This window comes from Desertivirga brevis (genome assembly GCF_017355835.1).
In genome coordinates this window covers 62,970-81,881 of sequence record NZ_JAFEWF010000002.1, presented here as the reverse complement: position 1 = coordinate 81,881, position 18,912 = coordinate 62,970, and the positions used below count along the sequence as shown (strand labels likewise).

Annotated in this window: 18 protein-coding genes; 13 read left to right on the top strand and 5 right to left on the bottom strand. The window is 36.9% G+C overall.

The genetic code is table 11. From position 1 onward, the window contains the following. The first annotated feature begins 1 nt into the window (after position 1). The 6 genes from J4N25_RS08220 to J4N25_RS08195 all read left to right on the top strand — a co-directional run bounded on the left by J4N25_RS08220 (position 2) and on the right by J4N25_RS08195 (position 7,210). Positions 2 to 436, top strand: coding sequence for an ATP-binding protein (locus tag J4N25_RS08220; protein WP_207421716.1), 435 nt, complete (start codon positions 2 to 4; stop codon positions 434 to 436). Next, on the top strand, positions 436 to 861 hold the full coding sequence (gene ybeY / locus J4N25_RS08215; RefSeq protein WP_207421715.1) for an rRNA maturation RNase YbeY: 426 nt from the start codon (positions 436 to 438) through the stop codon (positions 859 to 861). The genes J4N25_RS08220 and ybeY overlap by 1 nt, the downstream gene beginning before the upstream one ends. Positions 862 to 1,009: 148 nt before the next feature. Next, positions 1,010 to 1,663 carry an NAD(P)H-binding protein gene (locus tag J4N25_RS08210; RefSeq protein WP_207421714.1) on the top strand — a complete coding sequence of 218 codons (654 nt, stop codon included), beginning with the start codon at positions 1,010 to 1,012 and terminating at the stop codon, positions 1,661 to 1,663. Further along, positions 1,660 to 3,528, top strand: a complete 1,869-nt coding sequence (locus tag J4N25_RS08205; RefSeq protein WP_207421713.1) for an ABC-F family ATP-binding cassette domain-containing protein — start codon at positions 1,660 to 1,662, stop codon at positions 3,526 to 3,528. Before J4N25_RS08210 ends, J4N25_RS08205 begins: the two co-directional genes overlap by 4 nt. Positions 3,529 to 3,591: 63 nt before the next feature. Continuing rightward, positions 3,592 to 5,451 carry a tRNA uridine-5-carboxymethylaminomethyl(34) synthesis enzyme MnmG gene (gene mnmG / locus J4N25_RS08200; RefSeq protein WP_207421712.1) on the top strand — a complete coding sequence of 620 codons (1,860 nt, stop codon included), beginning with the start codon at positions 3,592 to 3,594 and terminating at the stop codon, positions 5,449 to 5,451. A gap of 121 nt (positions 5,452 to 5,572) precedes the next feature. Further along, positions 5,573 to 7,210 carry an Ig-like domain-containing protein gene (locus tag J4N25_RS08195; RefSeq protein ID WP_207421711.1) on the top strand — a complete coding sequence of 546 codons (1,638 nt, stop codon included), beginning with the start codon at positions 5,573 to 5,575 and terminating at the stop codon, positions 7,208 to 7,210. Here J4N25_RS08195 and J4N25_RS08190 read toward each other — a convergent pair. Then, positions 7,185 to 7,712 carry a gamma carbonic anhydrase family protein gene (locus J4N25_RS08190; RefSeq protein WP_207421710.1) on the bottom strand — a complete coding sequence of 176 codons (528 nt, stop codon included), beginning with the start codon at positions 7,710 to 7,712 and terminating at the stop codon, positions 7,185 to 7,187. The two genes, J4N25_RS08195 and J4N25_RS08190, sit on opposite strands and share 26 nt — an antisense overlap. Before the next feature lie 64 nt (positions 7,713 to 7,776). Continuing rightward, positions 7,777 to 9,363, bottom strand: a complete 1,587-nt coding sequence (gene nadB, locus J4N25_RS08185) for an L-aspartate oxidase (RefSeq protein ID WP_207421709.1) — start codon at positions 9,361 to 9,363, stop codon at positions 7,777 to 7,779. 414 nt (positions 9,364 to 9,777) lie between these two features. On the opposite strand from nadB, the gene nadA reads away from it, so the two are divergent. Both nadA and thiL read left to right on the top strand, forming a co-directional pair. Continuing rightward, positions 9,778 to 10,770: a quinolinate synthase NadA gene (nadA, locus tag J4N25_RS08180; protein ID WP_207421708.1), complete on the top strand. Its 993-nt coding sequence runs from the start codon at positions 9,778 to 9,780 to the stop codon at positions 10,768 to 10,770. 183 nt (positions 10,771 to 10,953) lie between these two features. Continuing rightward, positions 10,954 to 11,991: a thiamine-phosphate kinase gene (gene thiL / locus J4N25_RS08175; RefSeq protein WP_207421707.1), complete on the top strand. Its 1,038-nt coding sequence runs from the start codon at positions 10,954 to 10,956 to the stop codon at positions 11,989 to 11,991. Between the two features lie 83 nt (positions 11,992 to 12,074). Here the strand turns inward: thiL and J4N25_RS08170 are convergent, their stop codons facing one another. Then, positions 12,075 to 13,391, bottom strand: coding sequence for a DNA recombination protein RmuC (locus tag J4N25_RS08170; protein WP_207421706.1), 1,317 nt, complete (start codon positions 13,389 to 13,391; stop codon positions 12,075 to 12,077). 176 nt (positions 13,392 to 13,567) lie between these two features. Here J4N25_RS08170 and J4N25_RS08165 point away from each other — a divergent pair, with 176 nt between their 5' ends. Then, the gene (locus tag J4N25_RS08165) at positions 13,568 to 14,266 is read left to right on the top strand and encodes a zinc metallopeptidase (protein ID WP_207421705.1); all 699 of its coding nucleotides are present in this window, start codon (positions 13,568 to 13,570) and stop codon (positions 14,264 to 14,266) included. 83 nt (positions 14,267 to 14,349) lie between these two features. On the opposite strand, the gene apaG is transcribed toward J4N25_RS08165, so the two are convergent. After that, a complete protein-coding gene (apaG, locus tag J4N25_RS08160; RefSeq protein WP_207421704.1) occupies positions 14,350 to 14,736 on the bottom strand; it encodes a Co2+/Mg2+ efflux facilitator ApaG/CorD in 387 nt (128 codons plus the stop codon). Positions 14,737 to 14,774: 38 nt separating this feature from the next. Further along, on the bottom strand, positions 14,775 to 15,767 hold the full coding sequence (gene dusB, locus J4N25_RS08155; protein WP_207421703.1) for a tRNA dihydrouridine synthase DusB: 993 nt from the start codon (positions 15,765 to 15,767) through the stop codon (positions 14,775 to 14,777). 125 nt (positions 15,768 to 15,892) lie between these two features. Here dusB and J4N25_RS08150 point away from each other — a divergent pair, with 125 nt between their 5' ends. From J4N25_RS08150 to J4N25_RS08135, 4 genes are read left to right on the top strand one after another with little or no spacing between them, the layout of a single operon-like run. Next, positions 15,893 to 16,816: a CPBP family intramembrane glutamic endopeptidase gene (locus J4N25_RS08150; protein ID WP_207421702.1), complete on the top strand. Its 924-nt coding sequence runs from the start codon at positions 15,893 to 15,895 to the stop codon at positions 16,814 to 16,816. Then, complete coding sequence (locus J4N25_RS08145; protein WP_207421701.1) at positions 16,806 to 17,009, top strand: putative signal transducing protein; 204 nt, start codon at positions 16,806 to 16,808, stop codon at positions 17,007 to 17,009. Before J4N25_RS08150 ends, J4N25_RS08145 begins: the two co-directional genes overlap by 11 nt. Further along, a complete protein-coding gene (locus tag J4N25_RS08140; RefSeq protein WP_207421700.1) occupies positions 17,006 to 17,812 on the top strand; it encodes a phosphatidate cytidylyltransferase in 807 nt (268 codons plus the stop codon). The genes J4N25_RS08145 and J4N25_RS08140 overlap by 4 nt, the downstream gene beginning before the upstream one ends. A gap of 7 nt (positions 17,813 to 17,819) precedes the next feature. Then, entirely contained in the window at positions 17,820 to 18,869 is a 1,050-nt protein-coding gene (locus J4N25_RS08135; protein ID WP_207421699.1) for an energy transducer TonB, read from the top strand. The last annotated feature ends 43 nt before the right edge of the window (positions 18,870 to 18,912 follow it).

Here is an 18,912-nt window from a genome sequence, read left to right as displayed (position 1 = left end):
TATGACAACAAACCGGGTAGACATTTCAGACGATACTGTTTTATATACCTTACAACTGCCTTCAAGAGTTGATAGCATTACCACGGTTGAAAACTTTATAGACAAGTTAAAAGAGGAATATAACTTAGGGGATGATACGTATGCTAATATGCTTACTTGCCTTAGTGAGGCAACAATAAACGCTATTGTACACGGCAACAAGCAGGATGATAGTAAAAAGGTATATATTAACCTTGAGGTTCACAATGGCAAGAGGATGCAATTTACTGTAGCTGATGAGGGTGATGGCTTTGACTATAACCGACTTCCCGATCCTACCGCACCTGAGAACCTTGAAAACCTCACTGGTAGAGGTGTGTTCATTATAAAACATTTAGCAGATCAATGCATATTCAATCTTAAAGGGAATGAGATTGAATTACACTTTAAGATTTAATGGCTAGTATTAATTTTTTCCAGGAAGACCTTACCTTTAAATTAAAGAATAAAATTAAACTCAGAGAGTGGATTAGACGGACAATTTTCTCTGAGGGGAAAAAATTAGACGAGCTTAATTTTATTTTTTGCAGCGATAGCTATCTGCTTGAAATTAACAGGCAATACTTGAATCACGACACGTATACAGATATCATTACTTTCGATAATTCTGATGAAGAGGGAATTATAACAGGAGATATATTTATTAGTTACGAGAGAGTGTGTGATAATGCAAAAAAATTCTCAGCGACAATAGACGACGAGCTACATCGAATCATTGCCCACGGAACTCTTCATTTACTGGGCTATAAAGACAAATCAAAAGCTGATAAAGCTTTGATGACACAAAAAGAAGACGAATATTTACGATTACGAGAATTCTAAATAGAATTACTTTACCCCTATCAAAAAGCCTTCATTAAACTTCACAAACCATATTCTCATTCCTTTATCATTAATCAACTTATCTAAGAAGCATATCGAAATCAATCTTTTATTTACGTACTTTTGGCTAATTTAAGGTTCGTGTGCAGTGAAAAAGGCAGTTATAGCTGGAGCAACAGGCTTAATAGGATCTTCACTATTACAGCTATTATTAATTAATAACTCTTTTGATGAAGTCCTGGCTTTATCAAGAAGTCCGCTAAGTTTTACACATCCTAAGCTTAAACAGCTAATAATAAACTTCAATGAACTGGAGCAGCACAAAGATGAAATACGGGGAGACGTGGTATATTATTGCTTGGGAACAACAAAAAGCGCAACACCGAGTACAGAGATGTACAGAAAAATAGAGCATGAATACTTGATGAAACTGTCACTTATAGCAAAGGATAATAATATTAGTCAGTTTCATTATATCTCAGCCCTCGGAGCCAGTGCCACCTCACCATTTTTTTATTCAAAATTAAAATGGGAAACTGAAGAAGATCTAAAGAAGATAGGCGTTAAATCACTGCATATATATCAACCATCTTTGTTAACTGGAAAAAGAAAAGAGCCTAGAGTAGTTGAAAACCTATTTATAAAGTTAATGTCAGTAGTAAATCCACTGTTGATTGACAATTTTAAAAAATATCGAAGTATAGAAGCAACAACAGTTGCAAAAGCAATGTTAAATCAAACACTTAAAGAAATTGAAGGGATACACATCTACCCTTCTGATAAAATAAAGGAACTAGCATGAGTATTTTATCGGGAGAACAATTAGGCCACGCATTTAATGATAACTGGCTATTTAAAGACATTACATTTGGAATAGCAAAAGGACAAAGGGTAGCATTGGTAGGAATCAATGGCTCGGGAAAATCTACTCTTATGAAAATCCTTTGCGAAAAGCTCGTGCCCACAGAAGGGAAAGTTGTAAAAGAGAAAGGTCTCAATATAGGATATCTTGAACAGGACCCTTATTTCGGTGATCTAAAAACAATAGCTGACTATATTTATAGTTTAGAAAACAAACAACAACAAGTTATTCGCAAGTATGAGGAACTGCTAACCGAAGCAAATCCCGACGAGGATGTTCTAAGCGACTTAATGAATGAAATAAGCGAGCTTAATGCTTGGGAGTACGAACACGAAATAAAAACAATTCTACAACGTCTGTCTATTCATAACCTAGAAAAAGAAATCAAGACATTATCGGGTGGGCAAAAGAAGAGACTAGCTTTGGCAAAACTTCTTATCGACAATCCAGACGTTTATGTGCTTGATGAACCAACGAATCACCTTGACATTGAAATGATAGAGTGGTTGGAGAGTTATTTAACAAGCGGACAGAAGACATTGATAATGGTAACTCATGACAGGTATTTTCTAGATAACATATGCAACCACATATTAGAGTTAGAAAACCGGAAGCTCTATACTTACCAAGGAAACTACAGCTACTTCCTCGAAAAGAAAGCAGAGAGAGAAGAATTGGAAGCTTCTACCCTTCAAAAGAATAGAAACCTTTTGAAAAAGGAGCTGGAGTGGATGCGAAGAATGCCAAAAGCTAGAACGACGAAATCTAAGTCAAGGATAGATTCGTTCTATGACCTAGAAGAAAAAACCAGGGGAAGAAACATACAACAAAAAGTAGAATTAAGCACAAAGGTATCAAGGCAAGGAAATAAAATTTTAGAACTAGAAAATGTAGGACAAACATTCGGAAGCCATATTATTATCGATGATTTTACCTACACCTTTAAAAAGGGCGATAAGATTGGACTTGCGGGAAAGAACGGCAGCGGGAAATCCACTCTGTTAAACATCATTTCAGGAGAAGCCCAGCCAGCCAAAGGAAAGGTTCTGATAGGCGAAACTACTGTTTATGGCTACTATCGCCAATCAGGTCTAAACATAAAAGAAGACGAACGAGTTATTGATGTAGTAAAAAACGTAGCCGAATTTATCACTATGGCCGATGGGAAAACTTTGACTGCATCCCAGCTCCTTACTCATTTCTTATTCCCTCCAGCCAAGCAACACACTTTCGTAAACAAACTTAGTGGAGGAGAAAAAAAGCGCCTTCAATTAATGAGGGTTCTCATGACTAATCCTAATTTCTTAATATTAGATGAACCTACTAACGACCTTGACATTGACACCTTAAATGTTTTAGAAGAATTTTTAGAAAATTATACTGGCGTTTTACTTCTAGTATCTCACGATAGGTATTTAATGGACAAACTTACCGAGCAACTTTTTATTCTGGAAGGTGATTCTAAAGTTCGAATCTATAATGGGAACTACACTGAGTATCGGCTAGAACGAGAAGAAGAAATTAAAAACAAAGGAGTTCAGAAAAAAAATCTCGAACCCACTCCTATCACAACGACACCAAAGAAGGTCAAGTTATCATTCAAGGAGGAGAAGGAATTTGAGGAGATTGAACTTAAAATCACGGATCTGGAACAAAAAATAAAAAGTCTAACCTCCGACTTAAACTCGGGAATTTCTGACCATGTTATACTTAATAACATCTCTGAGGAAATAGAAAAACACAAAGAATCATTAGATACCCTTACGAATCGATGGGTAGAACTTTCTGAATTGAAAAATATTTAATACTTCTGCTTTTTTTGTTCCACGTGGAACAAAAAAAGCAGAAGTTCCACGTGGAACAAAAAAATGTTTAAGAAATACGATATAATTGTTGTAGGTGCGGGTCATGCAGGCTGTGAGGCAGCTGCCGCTGCCGCAAATTTAGGTTCTTCAGTACTTCTCATTACAATGAACATGGAGACAATAGCTCAGATGAGTTGTAATCCAGCGATGGGAGGCGTAGCAAAAGGGCAAATAGTTCGAGAGATAGATGCAATGGGAGGATACAGTGGTATTGTAACAGACAAAACCTCCATTCAGTTTAGAATGCTCAACTTATCTAAAGGACCAGCAATGTGGAGCCCAAGAGCTCAGAGTGATAGAAAGAGGTTTTCCGAGGAATGGCGCCTAATGTTAGAACGTACACCCAATATAGATTTCTGGCAAGATACTGTAAAAGCTATCCTGACTAAGGGTGATAAGGTAGCAGGAGTAGTAACCTCTCTAGGTATCGAGATAGAGTCTAGCGCAGTCGTATTAACAAACGGAACATTCTTAAATGGGATAATACATATCGGAGAAAAGAAGTTCGGTGGAGGTAGAACGGCAGAGAAATCAGCGACAGGACTAACCGAACAACTGGTCGAACTAGGATTTGAGGCCGGAAGAATGAAAACCGGAACTCCTCCCAGAGTTGATGGTAGAAGCCTTGATTATTCAAAAATGGAAGAACAATGGGGTGATGACAAGCGAGGACGTTTCTCCTTTACAGATGTTCCGCTGGCTACCGAGCAAAGGTGTTGCTGGATAACCTATACTAATCAAAATGTACATGATACACTAAAGGAAGGTTTCGAAAAATCTCCGATGTTTACAGGAAGAATAAAAGGTTTAGGGCCGCGATATTGTCCCTCTATTGAGGATAAAATAAACAGATTTGCTGAGAGAGAACGACACCAAATATTTGTAGAACCAGAAGGATGGAATACTGTTGAAATTTATGTCAATGGATTTTCAACTTCACTCCCAGAGGACGTTCAATATAAAGCATTAACGCAGATACCTGGATTTGAAAATGCAAAGATGTTTAGACCGGGTTATGCGATAGAATACGATTACTTCCCTCCTACTCAACTGAGCTCAACGTTAGAAACAAAGCTGATAAAAAATCTATTCTTTGCTGGTCAAATAAACGGAACTACGGGATATGAAGAAGCGGCAAGTCAGGGTTTCATTGCAGGAATTAATGCTCACCAAAAAATTAATGATTTACATGAGTTAATAATGAAACGCTCTGAATCATATATAGGAGTATTAATTGACGACCTTGTTACTAAAGGCACTGAAGAACCATATAGGATGTTTACTTCCAGAGCCGAACACAGATTACTCTTGCGTCAGGATAATGCTGACATTAGATTAACTCCTATTGCACATAAACTAGGTCTAGTTGATGATGAGAGATTGAATAAAGTAAATAGAAAAATAACGAATTCTGATAATATCGTTCGTTTTCTCAAAACTACGTCAATTGACTCTGTGGAAGTAAACTCATTACTTGAAAACCTAGGAACTTCGACCTTATCTCAAAATGTCAAGATGTTCTCTTTGATAACGCGACCACAGGTCTCAATTAGCGACTTAAAAAAAGTAAATGGAAGTTTAAATGATCTACTTAGTAAATATGATCAGGAAACAATAGAACAAGCGGAGATAAAGGTTAAATACGAAAGCTATTTTGAGAAAGAAATGGAGATAGTGGACAAAATGAAGAAGATGGAAGACCAGGAAATTAATCCTGAATTCAACTATCAATCATTGGTATCTTTATCAAAAGAAGCTCGTGAAAAACTAGTAAAGATAAAACCAAGAACACTTGGCCAAGCCTCCAGGATCTCTGGTGTATCACCAGCAGATATATCAGTTCTGATGATCCATCTGAGATAATAGCTAAGTTGCTCAAAATCAGGTAATTAAAAAAACTGTTTTAAACACCTTTAGAAGCAATAACTTTAAATTTCAGTATAAGTAATCCAAAAGAGGTAAAAAACGCTTAAAACGTCCATAAATGCCCTTAAATCAAAAACAATACTTTAAGTTAATTTTATTAACACTTATATCAACTTACTTCCTGCTAAACAGTTGTGCAAGTATTCAGCAACCTACCGGTGGACCGAAGGATACGATTGCTCCAAAAATTTTGAGAGAAACGCCAAAAAATTTTACTACTAACTTCAATTCACCACAAATTAATATTGAGTTGGATGAATATTTCAAGCTGAATAATATAGGGAAAGAAATAAGCCTTTCTCCGGATGTAAATAAGCAGCCTGATTATAGAATAAAAAAGAAAACATTAAATGTAAAATTTCAGGATACACTCGAGGCTAATACTACTTACACAATAAACTTTGGCAATGCGATAGCTGACTATAATGAAGGCAACCTCTTAAAAAACTACGTTTACGTCTTTTCTACTGGGAATAAAATAGACTCCTTATCTATTTCAGGTACTGTGATAAATTCGTTGACAAAAAAGCCACAACTTGATGCAACGGTATTCATAATACCAATGGCCCGCGATACCATATTTGGGAAAAGAAAGGCAAACATATTTACAACAACAGATTCGAGTGGAAATTTTAAGCTTCGATACTTAAAAGAAGGATCATATAAAATATACTCAGTATTTGAGAAAGAGGGTGGTGATAAGATCTATAATTCCACGAACGAGGAAGTAGCGTTCCTCAACGACCCTATCGAGCTTAAAAAAGATGTGAATGGAATACAACTTCAACTTTTTAAGGAGGAGCCAACGGTATTTCGTGTAACAGATCGAAAAATTGAAAACTCAGGAAGGATTATCATTACCTATAATCAAAAACTACCCAATCCCTCTTTGAGAATACTTGGGCCTGATGAGTTAAATAGGAATAGTACCAGAGAATTCTCAAAGACTGGAGATACGGCTTTACTATGGACAAAAGATATGACCTTCGATTCTCTTCAAGTTGTTATAAATAACAATTCGATACCTTTAGATACCGTAGTACTTAGAAGAAGTAAACGTGACGACTATAAGCAAGATATTACAATAACGGATAACGCAGGCAATAGCAGAATAAAACCCGGTAATGATTATACCTTAACTTTCTCTTCCCCAGTTGCCAGTATTGATACGAAGAACATAATATTGCTCCAGGATTCCGTTCCAGTTAAAAATTTTAGATTCGAAAAGGATACGAGTTCTACAAGAAGATATAATTTAAAGTACTCCTGGAAAGCAGAAAAAAACTATGATCTTAGTATCCCGGAGGGAGCAGTCCGAGGACTTTACGGCGGAAAATCGAAAATATTCAAGCGAACATTTCAACGCGATGTGGAGGAAAATTACGGTAATCTCAGTATTAGATTTACGATAACCGATACTACGAAAAATTACCTGATTCAATTACTAAACGAACAGGAGGAAATAATTAATTCCAGAAGCATAAAAAAGAATTCTGTTCTGAACTATACAACTTATCCTGTTGGCAAATATTCTTTCCGTATTGTGTATGATGAAAACAACAATGACAAGTGGGATACTGGTAATGTCAAAAAGGGACTCCAACCAGAAAAAACTTGGAATGCACCAACCGAAATAACATTAAGAGCTAATTGGGATTTGGAAGAAAAGATTACAATTCCGCCTCCTCCCCAGTAAAGCAACTCGCATACATTATATAATTCTTGGGTAACTGCTGCAATAAAGATCTCTGCTGTTCATTAATTGGCTTAATCTTTTTTGCAGGAGCCCCAGCATATATATGCCCAGTTTCACAGATAGTATTTTCAAGAACAATTGCGCCTGCTGCGATAATAGTAAACTCCTCAACAACAGCGTTATCCATCACAATTGCTCCCATCCCGATTAGAGTATTATTTTTTAAAGTACACCCATGGACTAGTGCATTATGGCCGATGGACACATTATCATGGATAGTAGTACCTGACCGTTGATAGGTACAATGAATTACTACACCATCCTGTATATTCACATTATTACCGATCTCTATATAATTAACATCACCTCTTATTACTGAATTGAACCAAACAGAACAATTATCGCCTATTCTTACATTTCCGACTATAGTGCTATTTTGCGCAATAAAACAGTTGCTACCCCAAACCGGAGAAATTCCCTTTACGGGTAAAACTAATGCCATTTATATAGTATAAATAAGTTAAAGAATCTCAAAACTATCTGACTAACTACCCTTTTCTGCTCTTTCAAAATAGGGTATCATATAACTCCTGTGACTTTTCCGGATAATCAGTTGTATAATGGAGTCCCCTGCTTTCTTTCCGTAACATAGCCGACTTAATTACTATAAACGCACATTGAATCACATTCCTTAATTCACAAAGTTTTACTGAAACTTTAGTACGTTTATAAAACTCCTCGGTTTCTTCATACAAAAGACCCAGCCGCCTCAGTGCCCTCTCGAGACGAAAATCAGAACGAACAATACCAACATAATCACTCATGATTTTCTGTGTTTCACGCAAATTATGAGTGACAAGGATATCTTCATTTGATAGCTTAGTATTAGAATCGTCCCATTCAGGAATATCTTCAGGCAAAACAACTACCTTATACTGCTCAACAGCATCAAGATAAATACGATGAGCAAATACAGTAGCTTCCAAAAGTGAATTACTAGCTAACCGATTTGCCCCGTGCAATCCAGTAGAAGAACACTCACCACATGCATATAACCGTCCAATCGTGGACCTTCCATTCTCATCAACATAAATACCACCACACATGTAATGACAAGCAGGTGTAACTGGTATCAAATCCTTTGTCATATCAATACCAATACTTAAACATTTCGCATAGATATTAGGAAAGTGTGATAGGATCTCGTCCTTCGACCTATGTCTGATATCAAGGTAAACGAAATCATCACCAGACTTCTTCATCTCGCTATCTATTGCCCTTGCGACAATATCCCTAGGTGCTAACGATCTACGTTCATCATAGTTCTGCATAAATTCATTTCCGTTCCTATCCTTAAGAACACCACCAAATCCCCTAACTGCTTCGGAAATAAGAAAAGAGGGATACTCTCCGGGATTGTACAAAGCTGTAGGATGAAATTGAATAAATTCCATATTCCTTACTTTCCCTTTTGCCCTGTACACCATTGCTATTCCATCGCCAGTGGCAATGGTAGGGTTAGTGGTATTAGAATAAATATGCCCCGCCCCTCCAGTAGCCATAACAGTTACCTTTGATAGTATCTTCTCAACCTTATTTGTATAGGTATTGAATGCATAAATACCATAACATTCAATATCGCTTGACTTTTTATCAACAAATTCTCCCAAATGATGCTGAGTGATAATTTCAACAGCGAAATAATGTGTAAGGATTTCAATATTTGGATCAAGATGAATTTGCTCAAGTAGAGCTCTCTCAATCTCAAAGCCCGTAATATCCTTATAATGAAGGATCCTATGCTCCGAGTGGCCACCCTCTTTTGCTAAATCATATAAACCCTGCTTAGTTTGATCGAAGTTAGTTCCATAGTCAATTATCTCCTGAATCCTTTCCGGGCCCTCCCTAACAACGGCTTGAACTATATGTTTATCACATAAACCATCTCCTGCAATAAGGGTATCTTCTATATGTTTGTCGAAAGAATCAGACTTATCCACAACCACCGCAACCCCTCCCTGAGCGTACTTAGTGTTTGATTCATCCTCATTCGCCTTTGTAACTATCAGTACCTTACCATGTTTAGCCGCCTTAAGGGCAAAACTTAAACCCGCAATGCCAGAACCTACAACTAAGAAATCAACATTCTTCATTGAAAAATATTTAGTGAAATGTAATCTTATAACGTCAATGTGGATAAACCACTGTAAAGATGTTAATTTTGTATAAAACCACGTTTAATAATTTGCAATAACAAATTTTGGAATGTGAATAACAAGAGAAACGAGCCAGTTTTAAGAAAGTTTTCAGCAAGGAGGACTACAGTTATTAACGTTTTCCCAAGAACAAAGAATTCACAGGAAAACTAAACACAATAAAACTTGCAAAATAAAACGTCCTCTATTTCAGGCACGTTGATTGCATAAACTGTTAATAATATGTGGAAAACTGATTTGAAACAAAAAAATCAAATAATAGTTTAGCGGGTTCTTAACATTACCAACACCCTAATAAACAATAAGAAGATTATTTAAATAAAATCATTGTATTTTATTGTAGCGTTGAAAATGGATATTTTTGAAGAAATAAATGTGAAGGGTTTCGTTGACGAGCCCATTGATCCAACTCTCGATTTATTTGACGAGATCGAGAAGCTTAAAAAAGAAAAGAATGCAGTAATTCTAGCACATTACTATCAAGAACCGGATATTCAGGATATTGCTGATTATATCGGAGATAGTTTAGGCTTGTCGCAAGAGGCGGCTAAGACGGATGCTGACATCATTGTTTTTGCCGGTGTACATTTTATGGCGGAGACAGCAAAGATTTTGTCCCCCAGCAAGACGGTCCTTTTGCCCGATCTGAAAGCAGGGTGTTCATTATCAGATAGCTGTCCACCACATCTCTTTGCGAAGTTTAAAGAGAAGTATCCAGACCATTTGGTAATAACATATGTGAATTGTTCAGCCGAGTTGAAGGCGTTAAGCGATATTGTATGTACATCATCAAATGCTGTTCAGATCGTCGAGAGCTTGCCGAAGGATCAGAAGATAATATTCGGGCCCGATAGAAATTTGGGAACTTATGTGGCTAAGAAAACTGGACGAGATTTAGTGTTATGGAATGGGGCATGTATGGTGCATGAAATATTTTCGGTTCAAAGGATTAATAAACTGAAAGAAAAGCATCCCGACGCAAAATTTATTGCTCATCCTGAATGCGAAGATGTTTTGCTAAATATGGCGGATTACATTGGTTCGACAACGGGCCTCTTGAAATATACCATGAACAGTGATGCTAAAGAGTTTATCGTTGCAACGGAAAGTGGGATTATTCATCAGATGGAGAAAGCTAATCCGGGAAAAGTATTTATTCCGGCTCCTCCAAATAATTCTTGTGCTTGCAATGATTGTCCTCATATGAAGCGCAATACTCTTGAGAAATTGTATTTGTGTTTGAAGAACGAATTGCCGGAAGTAGATGTGCCAATGCATGTGGTGGAAAAAGCAAGACTTCCGATAGAGAGAATGTTAGAGATATCTGAGAGATTGGGACTTTAATATGGCCTATAGCCGAATTTAAAGTAATCCAGTAATCAATATCTAGAATTTATTGAAAGGCAGTTATTGAAATTACTGTCTTTCTTTTTGATTCGAGGCTTGCTGTTTAAGTATGAATTCTTCGTACCAATAGTGTAAATGTATGGCCGTGACAGGAAGTCACTTATAATTGATTTGTAAACTGTGTTTGAAAATAAAGATAGAACTGATATTAGTAACCTGGGTGAATTTGGATTAATTGACCATCTTATCAGGAATATAGAGCTTAGTAATCCTTCTACTAACAAAGGACCAGGAGATGATGCAGCGGTACTTGATTTTTCGGGTAAGAAAACTTTAATTTCTACTGATCTTCTGTTAGATGGAATTCACTTTGATTTAAGCTATACTCCTCTTAAACACCTAGGATATAAAGCGATTCAAGTAAACTTAAGTGACATTTATGCGATGAACGGTACGGCTAGTCAGGTGACAGTGTCGCTTGGATTGTCCAGTAAATTTCCCATAGAGGCTGTTGAAGAATTATATGAAGGCATGCTTATCGCTTGTAAAAAGTATAATGTTGACATAGTAGGAGGTGATACTTCTTCCTCGAAGCAGGGACTGGTAATTAGTGTCACAAGTATTGGCTATGCTAATGAAGATGATATCACTTATAGGAATACAGCTCAAGAAGGTGATTTAATCTGCGTTTCAGGAGATTTAGGAGCAGCATATATGGGCCTTCAATTGCTTGAGCGCGAAAAGAGGGTGTTTTTGGAGAATCCGAATATTCAGCCTGATTTGGAAGGCAAAGATTATATTGTAGAACGACAGTTGAAGCCAGAGGCAAGAAAGGATATCGTTGAGTTACTAAGATCTGCTGGGATTAGGCCTACTTCAATGATTGATGTTTCAGACGGTCTTTCTTCTGAAGTTATTCATATATGTACAAACTCAGATAAAGGTTGTAACCTTTTTGAGGAAAAGATTCCCATAGATCCGATGACTTATGATACGGCTCGTCAGTTTAATCTTGATCCGACAGTCTGTGCATTAAGTGGCGGAGAGGATTATGAGCTCCTTTTTACTATTAAACAGGCAGATTATGATAAAATTAAAAATAACCCTGATATTAGTGTAATAGGTCATATCACTGAAAGTTCAGCAGGAATGAATTTAGTCTCAAAATCAGGAAATGTTCATCCTTTGAAAGCCCAGGGGTGGAATTCTTTTGCTTAAGGATATAATTAAGAGATAATCATTCTAGAAACGGAAGAAATTAAGTTTTGACGAACCATGATTTCTTCCGTCTTATATAACGCCTATTCTTCCATTAGGTATTTATCTTCGAGCTTCTTACTTGATTTAGCACCTAATTTCCTTAAATTCTCAACCCTGCCGATTAAGTTGCCACTTCCGGAGCTAAGTTTTGAAAAAGCATCCGAATAAGAGCTTTGAGCTTTTTCTATGCTCTCCCCTACCCTCTTCAAATCATTAATGAAGCCAACAAATTTATCATAGAGAGCTCCTGCTTTGCTTGCTATTTCAATAGCATTCTGTGTTTGTTGCTCTTGTTTCCAAATTGAGGCTATGGTTTTTAATGTGGCTAACAAGGTTGAGGGGGTTACCATTACTACGCGCCTGCTCCAGGAAAATTCAAATAGTTCTATATCATGTTGTATAGCAACGGCAAATGAAGATTCAATTGGAATAAAAAGTAAAACAAAATCAGGTGAATTAATGGCACTGAGACTGTTATAGTTCTTACTACTGAGATTTTTTATATGGTTTTTAATGGATAGTATATGATCGTTTAAATGTTGATTCCTCAAAAAATCATCATCGCAGTTAACCAGACGTTCGTAAGCAAGCAGAGACACCTTAGAGTCGATCACCAGATGCTTATTGTCCGGAAGATTAATAATAACATCTGGTAATAGCCGGGCGCCCTCCTGATCTGTATATGAGGTTTGCTTGGTAAAGTTCTCGCCTTTAATTAAACCAGAGGCTTCCAATACCCGGTCAAGAATCAATTCCCCCCAGTTACCCTGTTTCTTCGTATCAGTCTTTAAAGCCCTGGTTAGATTATGAGCTTCCTGACTAATCTGCCTGTTTAGTTCCATAAGTTTTGTGATTTCCCCTTTTAAGACATTTCTTTCATCAGATTCTGCTTTGTACACCTTTTCCACTTTGTCTTCAAATGCTTTTATATTTTCTTTTAGGGGATTTAAAATGAGATCTAAATTTAATTTGTTGGAGTCGGTGAATCGTTGACTTTTTTCTTCAAGAATTTTTCCGGCTATCAGCTCAAAGTCCTTCGTTAATTTGTCCTGAAGCTTCTCAATTTCAACCTTTTGCTCTGCGATTTTCTGTTGCTGTGCCACGTAGAACGTTTTTGTGCCTTCATAAGATAGATTTATATCGATTAGCTTTTGTCGTTCCTCCTCGAGCATAATGGCAAGTCTGTCTTTCTCCTCTTTGAACAACAAAGCTCTTTCTTCTGCCTTAGATAGGGATATTTGGAGGTTTTGTATTTCCGTGAGGGACTTTGAGTTTCCTTTATTGCTGTTGATTTTTATTACTAAAAAAATGAGTATTAAAAGGATCGTAATTAGAATAAATACCGGGTAAGTTTCCATTTGCTAATTTTCTTATCAAATGTAGAAACAAAAACTTGAAGTAACTTTACTATGAAGATGAATATTTGTCAGTTCTTCTATATTACCAACTGAAATAATAACGTTTTAATAGTATTTGGAAGCTTAATAGTAACCAGGGAATACTTTTTGATTAATTTTAATAAAACATTATAGAAATGAATATAGGTTTCATCTTATTTATAATTATAGCGATAGTAAGTCTAATCGTTCAATTTAGATTTAAAAGAAAGTTTACCGAATATTCGGAAACACCACTTAGATCAGGATTTACGGGTCGTGATGTGGCTGAAAAGATGCTTCGTGACAATGGAATTTATGACGTCCAGATCAGAGCCGTAGAAGGATCGTTAAGTGATCACTATAATCCTGCCGACCGTACCGTTAATTTAAGTCCGGAGGTTTACCACGGAAGAAGTATTGCAGCAGCAGCAGTGGCAGCTCACGAATGTGGCCATGCTGTCCAGCATGCTAAAGCTTATAGCTGGTTAAATTTGCGATCTGCAATGGTACCAGTTGTTAAAATAGCATCTAACCTACTTCAATGGGTCTTTATGCTAGGTTTTATTCTTCTTGCATCAGGTATCGGCTATACCCTTTTGTTAATTGCATTTGGAGCTATGATTTTTGTTACTCTGTTTAGTGTGGTTACCTTACCCGTTGAATTTGATGCCAGTAACAGGGCCTTGGCATGGTTGAATACAAATAAGGGAATAATGCAAACGAGCGTAGAGCATTCACAAGCAAAAAATGCTTTATGGTGGGCTGCAATGACCTATGTTGTGGCAGCTTTAGGATCAATTGCCCAATTAGTATACTTAGGACTTATGGTTTTTGGAGGCCGGAGAAGTGATTAAGCAATCAAGTTAAAAAATAAAAGCTCACTAATACGGTGAGCTTTTTTTATAACTGAAAGTATCAATAAAAGGTGAAAGTCTACCTAATTCAATTTGTAGGGTGCAACCATAAAAAATTCTGGTATTTTTACTTCAAAAGGACCATCGTCAACTAAACGTTTCATCTCGTAGGTTCCTGTCATACTTCCCATATCAGTTTTCAAGTTACAGCCCGAAACATATTCATGGTAGTTACCCGGTTCAATTACCGGTTGCTGTCCTACTACTCCTTCCCCTTCAACTTCTCTGTGGGAACCGTTAGAATCGAATATATACCAGTGCCTGCGCATTAGCTGTACACTATAGTCAGTAAGATTTTCGATGCAAATTTTGTAGGCAAACATATAATGATCGTTTGCCGGGTTGGAATATTCTGGCTGATAGATCGTTTCTACTGATACCTTTACGCCTTCAGTAATGTGTGTTACCATAACGTTCTTTTAATTTGATATTTATGGTCGTTCAAAAATCAAGCCATCTCTGTTTGGAACTTGTTTTTTATTTCTTCAAGTATTTCCTCAATAAGCTCTATAGTGTCTGCCGAAACTAGTTTCATGCGGTATTCTTTAAAATTTGGAATTCCCTTGAAATAATTGGAATAGTGCCTCCTCATCTCAAATATACCTGTTTTTGGTCCCTTCCATGCAATCGATTTGTCCAGGTGAGTTTTGCAAACTTCTACTCTTTCCGAGAGGGTAGGACCTTGAAGGATTTCTCCAGTTTTGAAGAAATGTTTAATCTCTCTAAAGATCCATGGATAGCCAATAGAAGCTCTTCCTATCATTATACCATCCACCTCATACTCTAATCTCCAGTCTGCTGCCTTTTCTACAGAGTCAACATCACCATTGCCAAAAATTGGAATTTGGATTCGAGGATTACGTTTTATTTCTCTTATTAAGGTCCAGTCTGCCTGTCCTTTGTACATCTGAGATCGTGTCCGTCCATGGATTGTCAAGGCTTTAATTCCGACATCCTGCAGCCTCTCAGCAACTTCATAAACATTTTTTGTGTTGTCATCCCAACCTAACCTGGTTTTAACTGTCACCGGTAAATGAGTTGATTCAACTACAGCTTTAGTCATTAACACCATCTTGTCAATGTCCTGTAACAAGCTAGCTCCGGCTCCTCGGCAGGCAACATTCTTAACAGGGCAACCATAGTTGATATCTATTAGATCAGGGCTCGCTTTGGTAGCTATTTCTGTAGCGCCCCGCATTGTTTCTATATTACTGCCAAATATTTGAATTCCAATTGGCCGTTCATACTCAAATATGTCAAGCTTCTGTATACTTTTTGCTGCATCTCTGATCAATCCTTCAGAAGAGATGAATTCCGTATACATCATGTCTACCCCACTCTGTTTACATACATACCTGAAAGGTGGATCACTTACATCTTCCATCGGAGCCAACAATAACGGGAACTCACCTAAATCTATATTTCCAATTTTTACGGACATGAGGTATTCTTAAACTACTATCTTTGCCTGATTTTATACATGTGTATAGCTCTAGTTTCTACCAGATCTTATACTATACACAAGTAAAGATTTGTTTAATTCACAAATTTACAAATAATTACCTGATGATAGCGGAAAGCACTTCAAGTACTCGTCATCCTTTTGTTTCTTTATTAGGCTTGTTCTTATGGGTAGCGATAGGAATGATAATATTTACTGTGCTTGGTATAGTAGCTTGTGGGTTGATTTTCGGATTTGAGGATATATTAAATTTCAACAAAGGGGTAGGTAGTAATATTGGGGCTCTAAAGCTGGTTCAACTGTTCTCGTCTGTAGGTACCTTTATCGTACCGGCATTTGTTTTTGCAAAGCAGGAAAGCTCTGATTCGCTTGGGTATTTAAATTTAAATAAAGGATTAAGTTTTTTATTACTTGTTTCATCAGTCGGTATTTTTTTCATTTTTACTCCTTTTATAGAGTGGACAATAGTACAAAATACTAGAATGAGTTTACCGGGGTTTCTAAGTGATCTGGAGAGCTGGATGAGGCAAAAGGAGGATGAAATGGCTTTATTAACGAAACAATTTCTCACAATGAAAACACCCGTTGATCTGGCCATCAATCTGCTGATTATTGCTATTATCCCTGGAATCGGTGAAGAATTAATATTCAGAGGGTGTTTGCAGAAAGTACTTGTGAGATGGACCAATAGTTATCACCTCGGAATTTGGCTAGCTGCAATTATTTTCAGCGCTATCCATGTTCAATTTTATGGGTTTATTCCAAGGATGTTACTTGGTGCTCTATTTGGTTACTTATATCATTCCAGTAAAAACTTAATTATTCCTATGATTGCCCATTCTATCAATAACGGGATAGCAGTCATCGGTGCTTACATTTTACAAAGGAACGGTCAGTCGCTGGACAAAATAGATGAGCAAACAGGCTATCCTTTACCGGTTGCTATATTAAGTTTAGTTATAGGGGTAGTTTTATTAGCTGCTTATCAGAGGAGGTTTGGAGCAAAGACAATTCTAGATGAGAAATGATTGGGTAAAGATTTATACTTCAAACGATTTTTATAAATCCGAAATAGTAAGACAAATACTTGTGGACCACGGAGTTGAAGGGGTTTTATTAGACAAGCAAGGCTTTCCATATAAAATAGGTGAGGTAGAAATTTATGTACACCGCGACCATTTTAATGAAGCTTTAGAAATAATTATCAAAAACGAATTATGAAGACAAGGGCAATAACAGGATTTTTCTTTGTATTAGTAATGTTGGCATCTGTATTAACCGGGGAAAAAACTTTTGCCCTTTTTTTTCTGCTACTGAGCTTGTTTTGTGTAAACGAGTTCTATGGATTGGTTCAAAGTGAGGATGTAAAACCACATAGGTTTTTGGGTATAATTCTGGCAGGAACTATCTTTATTCCGATTCTGGTTTATCTTTTAACAGGTGAGGGGCTAAGGTATATTTTAATAGCTGCTCCTGTGTCTATTGTAATTTGTATAACAGAACTTTATAAAAAATCTGAAAAGCCTTTTCATAATCTTGCTTACACTTATTTTGGAGTCTCATATTTAATAATTCCTTTTGCGTTCTTTTCAGCACTTGCATTTTTAAACGGTAGCTATAATTTTCATCTTCCTCTTGGTTTCATGCTGCTGCTCTGGGCAAGTGACACTGGTGCTTACCTGTTTGGAGTGAAGCTAGGGAAAAATAAATTATTTGAAAGACATTCACCCAAAAAATCCTGGGAAGGTTTTTTTGGAGGTATGTTTACCAGTTTACTAGTTGCTTTTATTTTAAGTACCCGATACATCGAAATTGCAGTAGTTCATTGGGCAATAATGTCATTATTAATAGTAATTGGCGGAACTTTCGGCGACCTTGTAGAATCAATGCTTAAACGAAGTGTAGGTAAGAAAGACTCCGGATCTATTCTTCCTGGACATGGAGGGTTACTAGATCGTTTTGATGGATTGTTATTCGCTGCGCCACTTGTTTTTGTATATTTATATTTTACCCTTTCTCTTTAATTAAATAATGGCTAGAACTCAGGAAAAAACCGACGATCAAATCGAGGAACAAACGTTGATTCAGAAAGATCGATCTCTACTATACATGGGAGTCATCTTAGGCGTCATTATTCTTGTAATGGGCTATCTTACTTTCTTTGTTGATGAGCCATGGAAGTTGTTTAAGGGAAAAAAAGAAGCAGTGAAAGTAGAGGCTTTAGAAGAAAATAGTGATTCAAGTCTCCTTGATGAAAGCTTTTCAATGAGTGATGAAGAAGTAAGATCATCACTTGTTAAATTTATCGAAGCTTACTATTACGATGAGAAGAGAGGTTATTTCGATCCTCCAAGCTATTTTGCTAATATTACAGAGACATTCTATAACTACCACAACTTAACCTATAGCCGTTTGAAAGACCTTTACTGGCAGCGTCGACGGGATATGGAGAATCTAAAAAGGATATGGATCGTGTCTTCTTTGAAGTTTGAACGTCAGGGGGACCGGATAGTAACCACTCATTGGGTAAAGGAGAGCTACTTTAGGCCCTCAACGAGAGACCTTTACTCTGCACAGGTTCAATACGAATTCGTTATTGATGCCGATGGTAAGATTGTATCCCTTAGAGACGTCGATGTAAAGAATGAAGAAGTTCGCCCGCTTGAACCAGATAGCATGGATTTAGCACCGGTTGAGGCTGTTAGTCCGCAACAACGTCCAATTGTTGAACCCCAGGTTGCAACAAATTTGGAGAACAAAGTTTATAATGCTAATGAGGTAGATGTTCAGCCCGAATTTAACGGTGGGCAAAGAGAGTTAATAAAATACGTATCATCAAATATCAAATATCCTGCGTCAGCCCGTCAGGCAAATATACAAGGTAAGGTCGTTGTAGCTTTTATTATAGAAAAGGATGGTTCCTTAAGTGATATAAAGGTTACTAAGGGAATCGGCGGTGGATGTGATGAGGAAGCTTTAAGACTTGTTCGAAATTCACCGAAATGGAAACCTGGAGTATTGAAGGGCAGTACCGTTCGCACAAATGCAAGTTTACCCATAACCTTTCAAACTGCTCAGTAGCATTTTAGATTATAAAAAAGGGTTAAGCGTTTTAAAACTTAAC

What these genes read in the sequence shown, in the direction of transcription:
- J4N25_RS08195 (WP_207421711.1), top strand. Translation starts at nt 5,573, where the DNA reads ATGCCCTTAAATCAAAAACAATACTTTAAGTTAATTTTATTAACACTT.
- J4N25_RS08145 (WP_207421701.1), top strand. Translation starts at nt 16,806, where the DNA reads ATGAGAAATGATTGGGTAAAGATTTATACTTCAAACGATTTTTATAAA.
- mnmG (WP_207421712.1), top strand. Translation starts at nt 3,592, where the DNA reads ATGTTTAAGAAATACGATATAATTGTTGTAGGTGCGGGTCATGCAGGC.
- ybeY (WP_207421715.1), top strand. Translation starts at nt 436, where the DNA reads ATGGCTAGTATTAATTTTTTCCAGGAAGACCTTACCTTTAAATTAAAG.
- J4N25_RS08150 (WP_207421702.1), top strand. Translation starts at nt 15,893, where the DNA reads ATGATAGCGGAAAGCACTTCAAGTACTCGTCATCCTTTTGTTTCTTTA.
- J4N25_RS08220 (WP_207421716.1), top strand. Translation starts at nt 2, where the DNA reads ATGACAACAAACCGGGTAGACATTTCAGACGATACTGTTTTATATACC.
- J4N25_RS08205 (WP_207421713.1), top strand. Translation starts at nt 1,660, where the DNA reads ATGAGTATTTTATCGGGAGAACAATTAGGCCACGCATTTAATGATAAC.
- J4N25_RS08170 (WP_207421706.1), bottom strand. Translation starts at nt 13,391, where the DNA reads ATGGAAACTTACCCGGTATTTATTCTAATTACGATCCTTTTAATACTC.
- J4N25_RS08190 (WP_207421710.1), bottom strand. Translation starts at nt 7,712, where the DNA reads ATGGCATTAGTTTTACCCGTAAAGGGAATTTCTCCGGTTTGGGGTAGC.
- nadB (WP_207421709.1), bottom strand. Translation starts at nt 9,363, where the DNA reads ATGAAGAATGTTGATTTCTTAGTTGTAGGTTCTGGCATTGCGGGTTTA.
- J4N25_RS08135 (WP_207421699.1), top strand. Translation starts at nt 17,820, where the DNA reads ATGGCTAGAACTCAGGAAAAAACCGACGATCAAATCGAGGAACAAACG.
- dusB (WP_207421703.1), bottom strand. Translation starts at nt 15,767, where the DNA reads ATGTCCGTAAAAATTGGAAATATAGATTTAGGTGAGTTCCCGTTATTG.
- apaG (WP_207421704.1), bottom strand. Translation starts at nt 14,736, where the DNA reads ATGGTAACACACATTACTGAAGGCGTAAAGGTATCAGTAGAAACGATC.
- J4N25_RS08140 (WP_207421700.1), top strand. Translation starts at nt 17,006, where the DNA reads ATGAAGACAAGGGCAATAACAGGATTTTTCTTTGTATTAGTAATGTTG.
- J4N25_RS08165 (WP_207421705.1), top strand. Translation starts at nt 13,568, where the DNA reads ATGAATATAGGTTTCATCTTATTTATAATTATAGCGATAGTAAGTCTA.
- nadA (WP_207421708.1), top strand. Translation starts at nt 9,778, where the DNA reads ATGGATATTTTTGAAGAAATAAATGTGAAGGGTTTCGTTGACGAGCCC.